Source organism: Streptomyces sp. NPDC031265 (assembly GCF_055570295.1).
In genome coordinates this window covers 151,528-165,013 of sequence record NZ_JBVIHM010000020.1, presented here as the reverse complement: position 1 = coordinate 165,013, position 13,486 = coordinate 151,528, and the positions used below count along the sequence as shown (strand labels likewise).

General features: G+C 73.6%; 13 protein-coding genes. 6 read left to right on the top strand and 7 right to left on the bottom strand.

The features are described from left to right. Both ACZ499_RS27320 and ACZ499_RS27315 read right to left on the bottom strand, forming a co-directional pair. A partial coding sequence (locus ACZ499_RS27320) for a substrate-binding domain-containing protein (RefSeq protein ID WP_468678788.1) occupies window positions 1-377 on the bottom strand: 377 nt, incomplete at its 3' end. A gap of 233 nt (window positions 378-610) precedes the next feature. Further along, complete coding sequence (locus ACZ499_RS27315) at window positions 611-1,324, bottom strand: TetR/AcrR family transcriptional regulator (RefSeq protein ID WP_385543753.1); 714 nt, start codon at window positions 1,322-1,324, stop codon at window positions 611-613. Window positions 1,325-1,575: 251 nt separating this feature from the next. Between ACZ499_RS27315 and ACZ499_RS27310 the strand changes: the two genes are divergently transcribed. Beyond that, a complete protein-coding gene (locus ACZ499_RS27310) occupies window positions 1,576-3,045 on the top strand; it encodes an MFS transporter (protein ID WP_468678786.1) in 1,470 nt (489 codons plus the stop codon). 30 nt (window positions 3,046-3,075) lie between these two features. Here the strand turns inward: ACZ499_RS27310 and ACZ499_RS27305 are convergent, their stop codons facing one another. Further along, window positions 3,076-4,077, bottom strand: coding sequence for a hypothetical protein (locus ACZ499_RS27305; RefSeq protein ID WP_468678784.1), 1,002 nt, complete (start codon window positions 4,075-4,077; stop codon window positions 3,076-3,078). 109 nt (window positions 4,078-4,186) lie between these two features. Here ACZ499_RS27305 and ACZ499_RS27300 point away from each other — a divergent pair, with 109 nt between their 5' ends. Together ACZ499_RS27300 and ACZ499_RS27295 are read left to right on the top strand one after the other, a co-directional pair. Then, window positions 4,187-4,942 carry a tyrosine-protein phosphatase gene (locus ACZ499_RS27300; RefSeq protein WP_468402391.1) on the top strand — a complete coding sequence of 252 codons (756 nt, stop codon included), beginning with the start codon at window positions 4,187-4,189 and terminating at the stop codon, window positions 4,940-4,942. Window positions 4,943-5,037: 95 nt separating this feature from the next. Continuing rightward, window positions 5,038-6,021, top strand: coding sequence for a trypsin-like serine peptidase (locus ACZ499_RS27295; protein ID WP_468678782.1), 984 nt, complete (start codon window positions 5,038-5,040; stop codon window positions 6,019-6,021). Between the two features lie 22 nt (window positions 6,022-6,043). Here ACZ499_RS27295 and ACZ499_RS27290 read toward each other — a convergent pair whose 3' ends face one another. Further along, window positions 6,044-6,313, bottom strand: coding sequence for a hypothetical protein (locus ACZ499_RS27290; protein WP_468678780.1), 270 nt, complete (start codon window positions 6,311-6,313; stop codon window positions 6,044-6,046). A gap of 291 nt (window positions 6,314-6,604) precedes the next feature. Between ACZ499_RS27290 and ACZ499_RS27285 the strand changes: the two genes are divergently transcribed. Then, window positions 6,605-8,086 (top strand): sigma-70 family RNA polymerase sigma factor, encoded by a 1,482-nt coding sequence (locus ACZ499_RS27285; RefSeq protein WP_468678778.1) that lies wholly within the window; start codon window positions 6,605-6,607, stop codon window positions 8,084-8,086. Window positions 8,087-8,148: 62 nt separating this feature from the next. On the opposite strand, the gene ACZ499_RS27280 is transcribed toward ACZ499_RS27285, so the two are convergent. Further along, entirely contained in the window at window positions 8,149-8,991 is an 843-nt protein-coding gene (locus tag ACZ499_RS27280; RefSeq protein ID WP_468678776.1) for a CAP domain-containing protein, read from the bottom strand. Window positions 8,992-9,100: 109 nt separating this feature from the next. Next, window positions 9,101-10,144 (bottom strand): ArsR/SmtB family transcription factor, encoded by a 1,044-nt coding sequence (locus tag ACZ499_RS27275; protein WP_468678774.1) that lies wholly within the window; start codon window positions 10,142-10,144, stop codon window positions 9,101-9,103. Between the two features lie 273 nt (window positions 10,145-10,417). Between ACZ499_RS27275 and ACZ499_RS27270 the strand changes: the two genes are divergently transcribed. Beyond that, window positions 10,418-11,104 carry an NADPH-dependent F420 reductase gene (locus ACZ499_RS27270; RefSeq protein WP_468678773.1) on the top strand — a complete coding sequence of 229 codons (687 nt, stop codon included), beginning with the start codon at window positions 10,418-10,420 and terminating at the stop codon, window positions 11,102-11,104. Between the two features lie 29 nt (window positions 11,105-11,133). Further along, window positions 11,134-11,736, top strand: a complete 603-nt coding sequence (locus tag ACZ499_RS27265) for a TetR/AcrR family transcriptional regulator (RefSeq protein WP_468402379.1) — start codon at window positions 11,134-11,136, stop codon at window positions 11,734-11,736. A 493-nt stretch (window positions 11,737-12,229) separates the two neighbouring features. On the opposite strand, the gene ACZ499_RS27260 is transcribed toward ACZ499_RS27265, so the two are convergent. After that, entirely contained in the window at window positions 12,230-13,285 is a 1,056-nt protein-coding gene (locus ACZ499_RS27260) for an aminotransferase-like domain-containing protein (protein ID WP_468678801.1), read from the bottom strand. Window positions 13,286-13,486: the final 201 nt, after the last annotated feature.

The following is a 13,486-nucleotide window of genomic DNA, read 5'->3' as shown; positions in this document are numbered from 1 at the left end:
TTGGCCTTCTTGATCGCGCCCGCGATCGCCTTCGAGTCCACCGCGTCCACGATCAGCGCGTCGACCTTGTTGGTGATCATCGTGTCGACCTGCTGGGCCTGGACCGTCGCGTCCTGCTTGGCGTTCGCGTAGATCACCTGCCCCTTGCCCGCCGTGAGGTCCCTGACCATCTTCTCGATGAGCGGCTTGTCGAACTTCTCGTAACGCGCGGTCTGGTTCTCCGGGAGCAGCAGGCCGATCTTGAGGGCTCCGCCTTTCTTCGCCCCCGAGACCTTGGCGGGGCCCCCGGAATCCTTGGCGCTTCCACAGGCGGCGAGAGAGACGGCCATCGCGGTGGCGGTCACGGACACAGCGGCACGACGCATACGGGTGTTCATCGAGAGACCTCCCTGACATGGCCGCGTCCTCGCGGCCGAGGTGGCTGGAAGTCAACTGGGAGGCGAATGGGGCGTCAAGGAGTTGAGGGTGACCGAGACCGCAATGAGTCTTTTCATTGATTAGTCGAACAAGCAACAACTCTGAGCTGGGACGCGGCGGTTGGACCGCCGGTCCGGGGCGGGTGGGCGGGCGCGGTATGTCCGGCACCGGCGGCTCGCCCTTCAGACGAGGTTCACGGGAGCCGGAACGCGTCCGCCAGCGCGTCGGCTTGAGCCATGAGCAGGGTCCGGGCGCGGTGGCCGATCCCGCCGTACTGGCCCGACACCGCGAGGCTCACCGTGCCGTGCAGCTGCGACCAGGCGAGCACCGCGCCCGCCAGCGCCGTTCCGGCCCGGACGTCGTACGCGGGGCGCCCGGTGTGCTCCCCGACCCACGCGGCCAGCGAGTCGTCCTCGCGCACCCACCCGGCCATCTCCTCGACCGTCGGGCGGAACGCCTCGGCGGGATCCCCGGCGGCGAAGACCGCGAGGAAGGGGCCGAGGGCGGCCCGCGCGCGCTCCAGAGTGTCCGGCGGCGCGGCATACCCCGGCACCGGGGTTCCCTGGATCAGCAGATAGCGGTGCGGCTGCGCGGTGGCCCAGTCGAGGTAGGCGTCGGCGAGGGCGTGCAGCGCGGTACGGGCGTCGGTCGCGCCGGTGCCCCCGGCGTGCGCGATCGCGTGCGCCAGATCGTCGTACGCGTCCCGCATCAGATCGCCGAGCAGCTCGTCACGGCTGGCGAAGTAGCGGTAGAGCGCGGGCCCGGAGAGCCCCATGTCCTTGGCGATCCGGGTCAGCGCCACGGCCTGGGCGCCTCCCTCGGCGAGCTGTTCCAGCGCCGCCGCCTTGATCTCGGCGCGGGTCTGCTCCCGGTAGCGGGCCCGGGGACTCTTCACCTCGGCGGTCATGGGTCCTCCTGCGTGCACCCGTGTTCCTGTGCGGCGCGGTGGCCGGAGGCGGTGCCCTTGCGGCGGTCCCCTTCTCCCATGATCCTCTCGCGAGTGCGGTTCGCAATGGCTACGGGTCGTAACAAGGTCGACCGAGGCGGCGCGGGAGGGCGCGGGCGGTCCGGGTGCTGGGTAATCATTCGGATGCGTACCGTCCGCATGGCGAAGCGCGGGAGAGACCGCGTGAGAGAGCGTGAGAAAGAAGGCCGCTGGTGGCTCCGCAATCCGAGGGCGGTCTCGACCGGAGGCCGGGCGGCGCCGGTACGGCCGCCGCCGAGCCCCTGCCCGACCGCGTCCGCTGGCGGGCGCTCGCGGTGTGTCTGGTGGCAGGGTTCATGACACTGCTCGACGTGTCGATCGTCAATGTGGCCCTGCCGTCGATCCGGGTGGCGCTGGACGCCCCGGAGGCCGATCTGCAGTGGGTGCTCTCCGGATACGCGCTCGCCTTCGGCCTGTTCCTGGTCCCGGCCGGGCGGATCGGCGACGCCCGGGGCCGGCGCGCGGTGTTCATGACCGGGCTCGCCCTGTTCGTCCTCGCCTCCGCGGCCTGCGGCGCGGCGCAGTCCAGCCTGTGGCTGGTGGCGGCCCGCGCCGTCCAGGGCCTGGCCGGAGGGCTGATCTCACCGCAGATCTCGGCCCTGATCCAGCAGATGTTCTCCGGCCCCGAACGCGGCCGTGCCTTCGGGATGCTCGGCAGTGTCATCGGCATCTCCACGGCCGTGGGCCCGCTTCTCGGCGGGCTGCTCATCCACGCGGCGGGCCCGCACGAGGGCTGGCGCTGGGTGTTCTACGTCAACGTGCCGATCGGCATCGCCTGTCTGGCGCTGGCCCGGCGGCTGCTCCCCGACACCCCGTCCGCCCGCCGCATCCCGCTGCGCGGTCTGGACCCGGTCGGTGTGCTGCTGCTCGGCGCCGGGATCCTGGCGCTGCTCCTGCCGTTCGTCCAGGCGCAGCAGTGGCACGGCCCCGAGAAGTGGCTGCTCCTGGTCGTCTCCGGCGCGCTGCTCGCGGCGTTCGTGCGGTGGGAACGGCGCCAGAGCGCGCGGGGTGCGTCCCCGGTCCTCGACCTCGCCCTGTTCCGCGAGCGCAGTTACTGGCTGGGCTGCGCCCTGATCCTGCTCTACTTCGGCGGCTTCACCTCGATCTTCTTCATCACCGCGCTCTACCTGCAGGCCGGGCTGCACCTGAGCGCGCTGCTCGCGGGCCTCGCCATGACACCGTTCGCGGTGGGCTCGGGTGTCGCCGCGACCATCGGCGGCCGGCTGGTCGCCCGCTTCGGGCGCCGGCTGGTCGCGGTGGGCCTGGTCATGGTCGCCGGCGGCCTCGGCGCCACGGCGCTCGCCGTCCATCTGGCCCCGGGCAGGTCGGCGGCGTGGGCGATGACGGCCCCGCTGCTGCTCGCCGGGCTCGGCAGCGGCCTGGTCATCGCCCCCAACCAGACGCTGACGCTCTCTCAGGTCCCGGTCCGCTCGGCGGGCAGCGCGGGCGGCACCCTCCAGACCGGCCAGCGCGTCGGCTCCGCCGTGGGCATCGCCGCCGTCGGGGCGGTCTTCTTCGCCCAGCTGACGCACGCCGACTGGGCCACGGCGTACGACCGCGGGCTGCTGGTGTCACTCGCGTTCGTGCTCGGCGCGCTGCTGCTCGCGCTCGGTGACCTGAAGGCCGGTATCGGGGAGAGGTGACCGGCCGCGCGCAGCCCTTGCAGACCCCGCTCAGGCCGTCCCCTTCGCCGCCCGTACGGCCCCGCGCCACGCCAAGTCGACCGAGAGCAGGGCCGCCGGGGTGAGGTCGGCCGGAACGTCGGGCAGGAAGCCGGTGCCGAGGAGGGGGCCGGACGTGTCGGGCGCGACGGGCCGCGTGACGCCGCGCGGCGCCGCACCCCGTCGGCCCGCCCAGTGCTCGCGGGCCTCGTCCCGTACGTCCACGAGGGCTTGGAGGCGGTCGACCGGGGGCGGGGCGAAGCGGTCGCCCGCCGCGCGTGTCTGCTCCTGCCACCGGTCCTGCCAGAACTCAACCGTCCAGCCTGGCCAGCGGGACGCCATCTCGTACGCCCCGGCCTGCGCGCCGAGCAGCCACCAGCCCACCCGGCGGCGCGCCGGATCGACATGCAGCCCGGAGAACACGGCGAGCTCGCAACGGCCGTGATCCGGCGCCGAGTCGAGGCGTTCGAGGAGGGCCGGCCCCTCGGCGACCGGGTGGTCCGCGGTGGCGGCGACGAGATGGCAGCGGCCGGCGCCCACAGTGACGACCGTGGCGAGCGGATCGTCCTCGGCCAGCTCCTCGTCTCCCGGCGCGAGCGCGGCGCCCGCGTACACCTCGCCCCGCGGATCGCGCACCGCGCCCGGGTCCAGGCCCAGGTAGGCGCGCAGTTCCGCCGGACCGTCGTAGGTCCAGCGCAGCTGCCAGCCGGGCCAGGCATGGCGCAGCAGGTCGAGGGCCGCGGCCCGGTGGCGCATACAGGTGGTCGGCCCGTCCGAGGCGAAGGCGAGCAGCACCCGGCGGTGCGGGTCGACCAGGACCGCCCCCTCGCAGTGGGTGTCGTCGCGCCAGCCGTGGCGCGCCCGGTCGTGGGCGCGCAGGAACGGCAGCACGACCTCGGGGCCGGCCAGGAGGTCGAGATCGAGCCCGACCGCCCCGAAACGGGACTCGTACAGCTCGTACCGCTCGTGGTCGCCGTCCTCGGGAACGACGGCGAAGGTTGCCCAGTCGGCCATGGCGAGAGGATCTCAACCCGGTGCGGCACCCCACCAGTGGATTCCGAGCGGTGCGCGGAGTGATCCACACCACGGTCGCGCCGCCGCGCCGGACGTAGGGTGCGATCTTGTGAACAGACACATCGAGTTCCAGCGGCTGCACAACTTCCGTGACCTGGGCGGCTATCGCACCGAGGACGGCCTGACGGTGCGTTGGGGGCGGCTTTACCGCTCCGACTCGCTGGGCAAGCTCCAGGGCGAGGACTGGGAGCGGTTTCTGAGCCTGGGCGTCCGTACCGTCATCGACCTGCGCTACCCGTGGGAGATCGAGGGCAAGGGCCGCGTCCCCGAGCACGCCTCGCTGGCGTACCACAACCTCAGCATCGAGCACCGCCCGTACGACCAGGCGAGCCTCGGCGCGGACGTGGAGACCGGACGGTTCCTCGCCGACCGCTTCCTCGAAGTCGCCCACGACGGGGTCGAGGAGCTGCGCGAGGCGCTGCGGACGATAGCCGCGCCCGACGGCGGGCCGCTCGTCTTCCACTGCGCCTCAGGCAAGGACCGCACCGGTCTGCTGGCCGCGCTCGTGCTGGCCCTGCTCGGCGTACCCGAGGACGTCATCGTCGAGGACTTCACCCTCACCGAGCTCGCCACGGACCGCCTGACAGCCGACTGGCGGGCCGCCAACCCCGGCCGCGAGATCACCTGGCCGGGCTACGGCCGCGCCCCCGCCGACATCATGCGGCTGTTCCTCGCCGATCTGAGTGCGCGGCACGGGTCGGTGCGCGGTTACGCGGCCGAACGGCTCGGCGCCGACGAGGAGTTGGTGGCAGCCCTGCGCGCCGGGCTGCTGGAACCGGCGGTCGAGCCCGCCCCCGCCCCGTAACCCGGGCACGGGTCCGAGGCCACTCGGGGCACTTCTGCCCGCAACGCACCACGCCTATGGTGGGTCGTCACTTGTGTCCGGCCAAAGGGGAACTGATGGTGCGTAGGACCAGGATCATCCGGCACACCGCCGCGTTCGCGGCCGCCCTGCTGTTCGGCGCGGGCTTCGCCCCGGCCGCCGCCGCTGCCGAGAGCGGCCCGGCCGGGACGAACCCGGCCGCCGTCGCACTCGACGCCTACTGGAGCCCCGCCCGGATGGCGGCCGCGCTCCCGGGCGACACGGCCAAGGGTGCCGTGGCAGGGCCGTCGGCGCGGGCGGCGTCGCCCACGGAGGACGGGCCCCGGCCCGGCGAGTACATCCCGCCCAGCAGGAGCTTCGACGGCATCCCGCAGGCGGGCACCTTCTTCTGGACCGACGCCAATGGCACCGGGCGCACCTGCAGCGGCTCGGTGGTGCGCAGCCCCGGCCACGACCTGGTGCTGAGCGCGGGACACTGTCTGAAGGGCTACTCCGGCCCTTCGCCCCGGCGCCATCTCGCCTTCGTGCCCCAGTACCACGACGGGCTCAAGCCGTTCGGCGTCTTCCCCGTGGCGGCCGACGGCGTCTACGTCCCGCAGGAGTACTACGACCTGGGCGAGCACGCCGGGGCCGCGTACGACTTCGGTTTCGCGGTCACCGGACCCAACCAGGACGGCGCCCGCCTCCAGGACGCGGTGGGCGGCGTACACCTGCTCACCGACACGGGCTACTACCACCTTCCGGTGCGGATGATCGGTTATCCGGGCAACGCGCAGAAGCCGCTGGAGTGCTGGAGCCGGACCACCAGGTGGGCCAGCGACGACCCGGCCGACCCGGGCACCTTCCCGCGCATCGCCTGCGACGCCTTCGTGGGCGGGACCAGCGGCGGCCCGATGCTGGTGCCGTGGCCGGAAGGCTGGGCGGTGATCGGGGTCATCGGCGGCTACCACACCGGCGGCAACACCCCCCAGGTCTCCTACAGCGCCTACTTCGGCGCCGCCACCCGGGCCCTCTACCGTGCCGCGGTCAGCGGTGCTCCACCGGCGGGTCCGGCGTCCTGAATCCTGTCGGACACCTGACGGGTCAGTGCCCCAGGGCAGCCAGGCCCTTGCGGAGGTCGTCCCCGTTCATGACCGGCGTGTAGGAAACCTTGGCGCCGAGTTCCAGGAAGAACGGTTCGGAGATCTTCGGCATGTGCGACGAGTCCGACATGTCGAACACGATGAACGCCGTACGAACGCCGTTCTGGGCGGTGAAGTAGGCGGCTTCGGGGTGGAGCGCCTCCAGGGCGGATTCCACGGTCTTCTGAAGCGTGCCGTTCCTGATGGCGTCGTTGGCCTTGTCCGTGTCCATTTCAACCTTCATCAGTGTGCGCACGAAGCTCACCCCTTCCCGACCGGGTGGGTGCTCGCTTTTCGCGCACCGGTCACTCCCGGCCGCATGCATCTCCAGCGTCCCGCTTTCTGCCCCGCACCACAACGTGAGAGGTCCCGAAGCACGGCCGCGAGGCGCATTCGGACGTGCGCGTTCCGGGCCGCGCCGGGCGTCGTACAAAATGAGGGCCCAGTTCCTGTTATCCCCGTGTCCGCCAGGGGTCTCCGAACGACGGGAGCGCACGAACGACGCCAGCGGGTGAGGGAGCAGATGCACAGGGACAGCACGTCCATGCCGGAGCTGGTGGGCGCCGCGCGGACCGGCGACGCACAGGCCCAGGAGCGACTGGTCTCCGACTACCTCCCGCTCGTCTACAACGTCGTCGGCCGGGCCATGGACGGGCACGCCGACGTCGACGACGTCGTGCAGGAGACCATGTTCCACGCCCTGGAGGGGCTCGACGGGCTGCGCGAGCCGTCCCGCTTCCGGTCCTGGCTGATCGCCATCGCGATGAACCAGATACGCCACCGCTGGCGGGCCCAGCAGTACACGACCCCGGCCGGCCCCGAACAGCTGGCCGAGGCGGCCGACCCGGAACCGGACTTCGTGGACCTCACCATCCTGCGCCTCGGCCTGTCCGGGCAGCGCCGTGAAGTGGCCGAGGCGACCCGCTGGCTCGACGAGAGCGACCGCGAACTGCTCGCCCTGTGGTGGCAGGAGGCGGCGGGCGAGCTGACCCGCGCCGAACTCGCCGAGGCGATGGCCCTCACCCCGCAGCACACCGCCGTGCGCGTCCAGCGCATGAAGGCCCAGCTGGAGGTGGGCCGGATCGTGGTCCGGGCGCTCGCCGCCCGGCCGCTCTGCGACGAGCTGGCCCGGACCGTCGCCGGGTGGGACGGCCGCCCCGCTCCGGTGTGGCGCAAGCGGATCGCCCGCCACACCCGCGACTGCCGCGCCTGCTCGGGGCGGGGCTCGGGCCTGGTGCCCGCCGAGGGTCTGCTCGCCGGTCTCGCCCTGCTGGTGCCGTTGTACGGAGCCGCCCACTTCGTCCCGGGCGCCCGCCTCGCCCCGGTCGCCTCCACGGCGCCGGTGCCGGGGAGCGCCGGGCCGGGGCCGGTCACCCCGGCCAAGCCGCGCGCGTACGCGGTCGGGGGCGCCCTCGCCGTCGCCGTCGTCCTCGGGATACTGGCGGTCCTGCTGTGGCCCGATCCGCGCCCGGAGGCCAGTCCCGCCCCGCCCGCGGTGCCGCACGCCACCGCGAGCGCCACCCCGCCGTCGCCCTCCGCCACCCCCGTACCGCAGCCGACGAGGACGAGCCCGTCGCCCAGGGCGACCCCGAAGCCCGCCCGGCCCACGCCGGTCGCAGCCACCCCCGAGCAGCGGCTGCTGCGGCTGGTCAACAGCCGCCGTGGCGCGGCCGGTTGCGCACCGCTGCGCATGGACCCCCGGCTGACCACGGCGGCGGTCCGGCACGCCCGGGACATGGTGGCCCGAAACTACTACGACCACGCGAGCCCCGAGGGGCAGCACGCCGACGCCCGGATGCGGGCCGCCGGGTACCCCGTCGGGGCCTGGGCGGAGAACCTGGACCGGGGGACGGCGGATCCCGCCGCGATCGTCGACGACTGGACGGACGGCGCGATCCACCAGCAGAACATGCTCGACTGCGGATACCGCGACACGGGCGTGGCCGCCGTGCCCGGCCCCGGCGGCACGGTGTGGGTGCAGGACTTCGCGGGTTCGACGTCCTGAGGCCGGTCAAGTCCCCTGAGACTGGTTGGCCGTCCTGAGCCCGCACCGGTGCCGGGCGCGGGTCAGCTGCCGAAGTTCTGCACCCACCACGGGCCGTTGCCGCTCAGGTTCACGCCCACGCCGATGTCCTTGAAGCCGCAGTCCAGGAGGTTGGCGCGGTGGCCCGGGCTGTTCATCCAGTCGCGCATCGCGTCGGCCGGGCTCTTCGGGCCCCGGTGGATGTTCTCGCCCCACTTGTGCCAGTCGTATCCGGCGGCGCTCATACGGTCGCCCGCGTTCCGCCCCTCCGGGCTGTTGTGCTCGTAGTAGTTGCGGGCGGCCATGTCGTCGGCGTGCGCCTGGGCGGAGGTGTTGAGCCGGCGGTCCGCCTTGAAGGGCGAGCAACCCGCCTTGGCGCGCTCGGCGTTGGCGAGATCCACGACCTGCTGGACGTACGCGGCGGCGGTGCCGGTCGGCGCGTTGTTGTCCGAACGCGGCGGTGTGGTCTTGCGGGGTGCCGGGCCGCCGCCCGTGCGGCCGGTCGTCGTCGTGGTGCCCGTGCCCGTGCCGGCGTGGGTGGGGCCGGACGTGGGGGCGCTCCGGGTCGGCCTCGGCTTGGGGGAGGCGGTCTTCGTGGGGGCGCCGGAGCGTATCGGCGAGGGGGATGTGGACGGGGTGGCGGCGGCCGTGGTGGCGCCCGCGTCGAGGAGGTGCCCGGCGGGCGGGGCCGCCTGGGTCCGTACGGCATCCGCGTGGTCGTCGGAGTGCGGCCACAGAAGCGCTCCGGCGACGGCGGCGACCGCCACGGTCCCCGCCACCGCGGTGCCGACGGCCTGCCGGGACCGCTGCCGGTGCGCACGTCGGCGCCCGGCCCGGCCCTCGCTCGCCGCGGGCCGGACGTGGGGGTGGTCGTCGTGGTGCTGCATGGGGCTCCGCTCTCTGTCCGGTGCTGCCGGGGTGTCCGGCACATGGGAGAGCGGGGGGCGCCGCAGCCATAACACTTTCTCCGGGCGTGACCTGGGCCACAACGACTCGTCAGGCGCGCAGGATCGCGGGCTCCGGCCCGGCGGTGTCGGCGGTCGACGCGTTGAGCAGGCCGATCCCGGCCGCGGTGGGGGTGTGCAGGACGGCGTTGCGGTCCCGGGCCGTGCTGACCAGGCCCGCCGACCGCAGCACCGTGGTGTGTTCGCTCGCGCTCGCCGGTGAGATGCCCGCGCGGGAAGCGAGCTGACTGGTGGTCAGGCCGGGGTGCTCCGCGATCGCGCAGAGCACGGTGGCGCGGGTACGGCCGAGAAGTGCCGCGAGGGAGCGCGGCGCGGCGGTCAGGGCGCTCGCGGTGACGGTCGCGGGCAGCGGGAACCACGGCGTCCGGTCGTGGCCGATGGGGAAGCTGATCCAGGGCTGCGGCCCGGTGTCGTCGAAGAGCGGATACGCCGAACCGAAGAGCGTCGGGATGAGCAGCAGGCCCCGCCCTTCGAGACGCAGGTCGCCCTCGTGGCCGGAGGCCATGGTCAGTTCGAGCACCGGCGGATTCCAGCGCACCCGGCGCGGGTTGAGCCCCTGCAGGAGCCGCTCCATCCCACCCTCGGCGAGATGGCGCATCCGCATCGCCCGGTCGGCGTCCGCGAGTTGCTCGATCCGGGGCCAGTACGGCGCGACGAGCTGCTCGTAGGTGTCCTCGAAGACGTCGACCAGCTCCCGCACGAAAAGGGGATCCTCGGCGAGGCGGCCCGTCCACGGGGGAATCCGGTGGACCAGGCCCGCCCACTGCTCGACCTGTTCGCGCACCTGCCGCGCCGGGGTGGCGCGCACCCGCTCCCACAACTCCTGCGCGCTGCCCGGATCCACCGGCAGGAGGAACTCCAGCGACCAGCCCTTGACGGGCACCGCCTCGAAGGCGAGCCGGGTCCGTGGCGTCAGCCGGGCGAACGACTCCCGCCGCCACGCGTCGAAGCGCACCCGGTGCGTGGACTCCCGCAACACCCGCAGGGCCACGTCCAGTTCGAGCAACGGGCGCGGGCCCTCCGCCATCCGTGTACGGGCGAGGTCGTCGGCGGTGAAGTGTATGCGCAGCGTCACGTGCCCGAGCATTGCCGTCCGCCGTGTTTCGGACCAGCCCGAAACACGTCACCTCCGCGGCCCGGGGGCTGCCACGGTGGAGGTGCGCAACAACGGGGGAGTGCCGGCTGGTCCGCACCGGAAGCACGGGGGGCGGTGGACCAGCCGGCACTTGCGTGTCTGGGGCCTGGTGACTGCGAAATGTCCTTGTAATAGCGAACGACCCGGTTACTTTTATCGCGTACCGGGCGGCCGTCCTTTGTCGGCCACCGTTCCCCGAAAGGATCGAGCCCCATGCGCTACGCAGTCCTCGGCACCGGCGTCGTCGGCCGGACCATCGCCGCCAAGCTCGCCTCCCTCGGCCACGAAGTGGCCATCGGCACCCGTGACCCCAAGACCACGCTCGCCCGCACCGGGCCGGACGGCATGGGCAACCCGCCGTTCTCCGTATGGCAGCAGGAGCATCCGAGAGCGCGCCTCGAAGCGTTCGCGGACGCCGGGGCGTTCGGCGACACCGTGCTCAACACCACGGCGGGCCTGGCCAGTCTCGACGCGCTCGGCGCCGTCGGCGCGGAGAACCTCGACGGCAAGGTGCTCATCGACATCGCCAACCCGCTGGACTTCTCGCAGGGCATGCCGCCCTCGCTCGACCCGGTGAACACCGACAGCCTCGGCGAGCGGATCCAGCGGGCCTTCCCCGGGGCACGCGTCGTGAAGACGCTCAACACGATGACCACCGGCGTCATGGTCGAGCCGTCCCGGGTCTCCGGCGAGCACAACGTGTTCCTCTCCGGGGACGACGAGGACGCCAAGAAGGCCGTCGCCGCCCTGCTGATCTCCTTCGGCTGGCCCCAGCCGAGCATCATCGACCTGGGCGACATCACCACGGCGCGCGGGGCTGAAATGATGTTGCCGGTCTGGCTGCGGCTCATGGCGGTGCTGGGCCACACCGACTTCAACTTCCACATCCAGGGCGCCTGATCTCGGGTCGGCGTCCCCACGAGGCGACCATGCACGACGACAAGACGACCAGGGGCGCCGGACGGCCCCGGTCCGCGGAGAAGAACGACGCGATCCTGCGGGCCGCCGTCGACCTGCTGGCGCGCCAGGGTTACGTACGGATGACCCTGGACCAGGTCGCCGCCGCGGCGGGCGTCAGCAAGTCCACCATCCATCTGCGGTGGAAGACCAAGGCCGGCCTGCTCACCGCGGCGCTCGCCGCCGTACGGACGGCCGACGCCCCGCCCCCCTCCGGTGACGTCCGCACCGACCTCGTCGCCATCCTGCGGGACTTCGCCGCCACCATCGCGCAGGTGAACGGGATGGCGCTGATAGGCACCTGCCTCGCGGAGGAGGACCACACCCCGGAACTCCTCGCCCTGCTGCGCGCCCGCTCGGTCCTGCCCCGCCGCGCCCTGCTCCGGGAGGTTCTGGAACGGGCGCGCGAGGAGGGCGGCATCCGCCCGGACGCGGATCTGGAGGCGGCCGTCTCGGCGCTCATCGGGCCGTTCTACGCCGACTACCTGGCGGGCCGCGGCGACCACCCGGAGTGGGCCGAGCAGGCCGTCGACCTGACCCTGACGGCCCTGCGCCCAGAGGGAAACGGGAAGTAGTTCCGGGCGAGTGCCGTCAGCGGACCGCCGGTGCCGAAGGTGTACGGGACTGTTGGGCCGAGGGGCGGCCGGGCGGTTCCTCCGGTGCCCTGCTCCGCGTGCCGTTGCCCGACTCGGCGGTGCCCGGAGCCGGAACCGACGGCCCGCCCGTCCGCCCCTTCTCTGCCGGCTTCTCTGTCGGCGGGCTGCGCCCCGCCGTCGGCGTTGGCGGTCCCGGCCACAGCGGGGACGGCGAGCGCGGCCAGCAGTCCGGTGGCGGCGGCCCCTCGGGCGAAGGCGCGGCGGTGGTGCTTCGTGGTGTTCACGTAGGACGTCTCCAGGTCGGCTGAACGGCGCCGGACGACGCCCTTCACCCCTGACGACGTGCGGCGGAGGCCGGGGTTGCCGATGAGCCGAAGAAAGTTTCCGTACGTCCGAGGCGGGGGCGCGGACGCGGCGGCCCGGGCACGTCACCGCGCCCAAAGCCGGCGAGGAGCGGGCCCTCCCGCACGCCTCACCGCCCCACCAGCAGGCTCCCCACCGCCGCCACCCCCGCGCGGATCGCCCGCTCGCCCACGTTGCCGAACCCCAGCACCAGCCGGGGCGGAGCCGTCGCGCCCGTCGAGCGGCACGGGCTCATGCCGTACAGGCCGACGGACCGCGCCCGTGCTGCGGCGATCACGGCGCCCTCGTCGGCCGCACCGTCGAGGTGCGCGACGGCGTGGAAGCCCGCCGCGAGGCCGCTCACCTCGACGCCGGGCGCATGCTCGGCGAGCGCTTCGAGCAGGGCGGTGCGGCGCGCCGCGTACGTGGTGCGCATCCGGCGCAGATGCCGGTCGAAGCGGCCGGACTCGATCAGCCGCGCCAGGGCGAGCTGGTCCAGGGTGGGGCAGCCGCGGTCGCTCAGTCGCTTGTGCTCGACGACGTCCTCGGCGAGCGCGGGCGGGCAGAGCAGCCAGCCGATGCGCAGCGCGGGCGCCAGGGACTTGCTGACCGTGCCGATGGAGACCACGCGGTCCGCGGCGAGCCCCTGCACCGCCCCCACCGGCTCGCGGTCGTAGCGGAACTCCGCGTCGTAGTCGTCCTCGACGACGTACGCGTCCCGCCGCACCGCCCATTCGATGAGCTCGCGCCGCCGCCCGGGGGAGAGCACCACCCCGGTCGGCCACTGGTGGGCGGGGGTCAGCACGACCGCGCGGGCGTCCGTCGCGGCCAGTGCCCGCACGTCGACGCCGTGCGCGTCGACCGGCACCGGGACCGCTGAAAGCCCGGCCGAGGCCGCCGCCGCGGACACCGTGGCGGGTGAGCCGGGGTCCTCGTACGCCACGGTGCGCACACCCGCGCGGGCGAGGGCCCGCAGCGCGAGGACCAGGCCCTGCGCGTAGCCCGAGCAGACGACCATGCGCTCCGGGTCGGCCGCCGCCGCCCGCACCCGGCGCGCGTATCCGGCCAGCACCTCGCGCAGGGCGGAACTGCCGCGCGGGTCCCCGTAGTCGAGCGCCGCCGTCGGCATGGCACGCCCGGCTTCCCGGAGCGCCCACAGCCAGTCGTCGAGGGGGAAGGCGCCCAGGTCGGGAACGCCCCAGCGGAAGTCGGCCAGCAGCCCGGGACCGGTCCCGGGCGGCGGCGCGGGCGCCGGTGGCAGGTGCGCACCGGCCGCGGGGGGGGGGGGGGGGGGGGGGCGGGGGGGGGGGGGGGGGGGGGTGGGGGGGGTGGACGGGACCTGCCGTATCCCGCACCACTACCCCACCCTCGCAACGGGGGGGGTAAT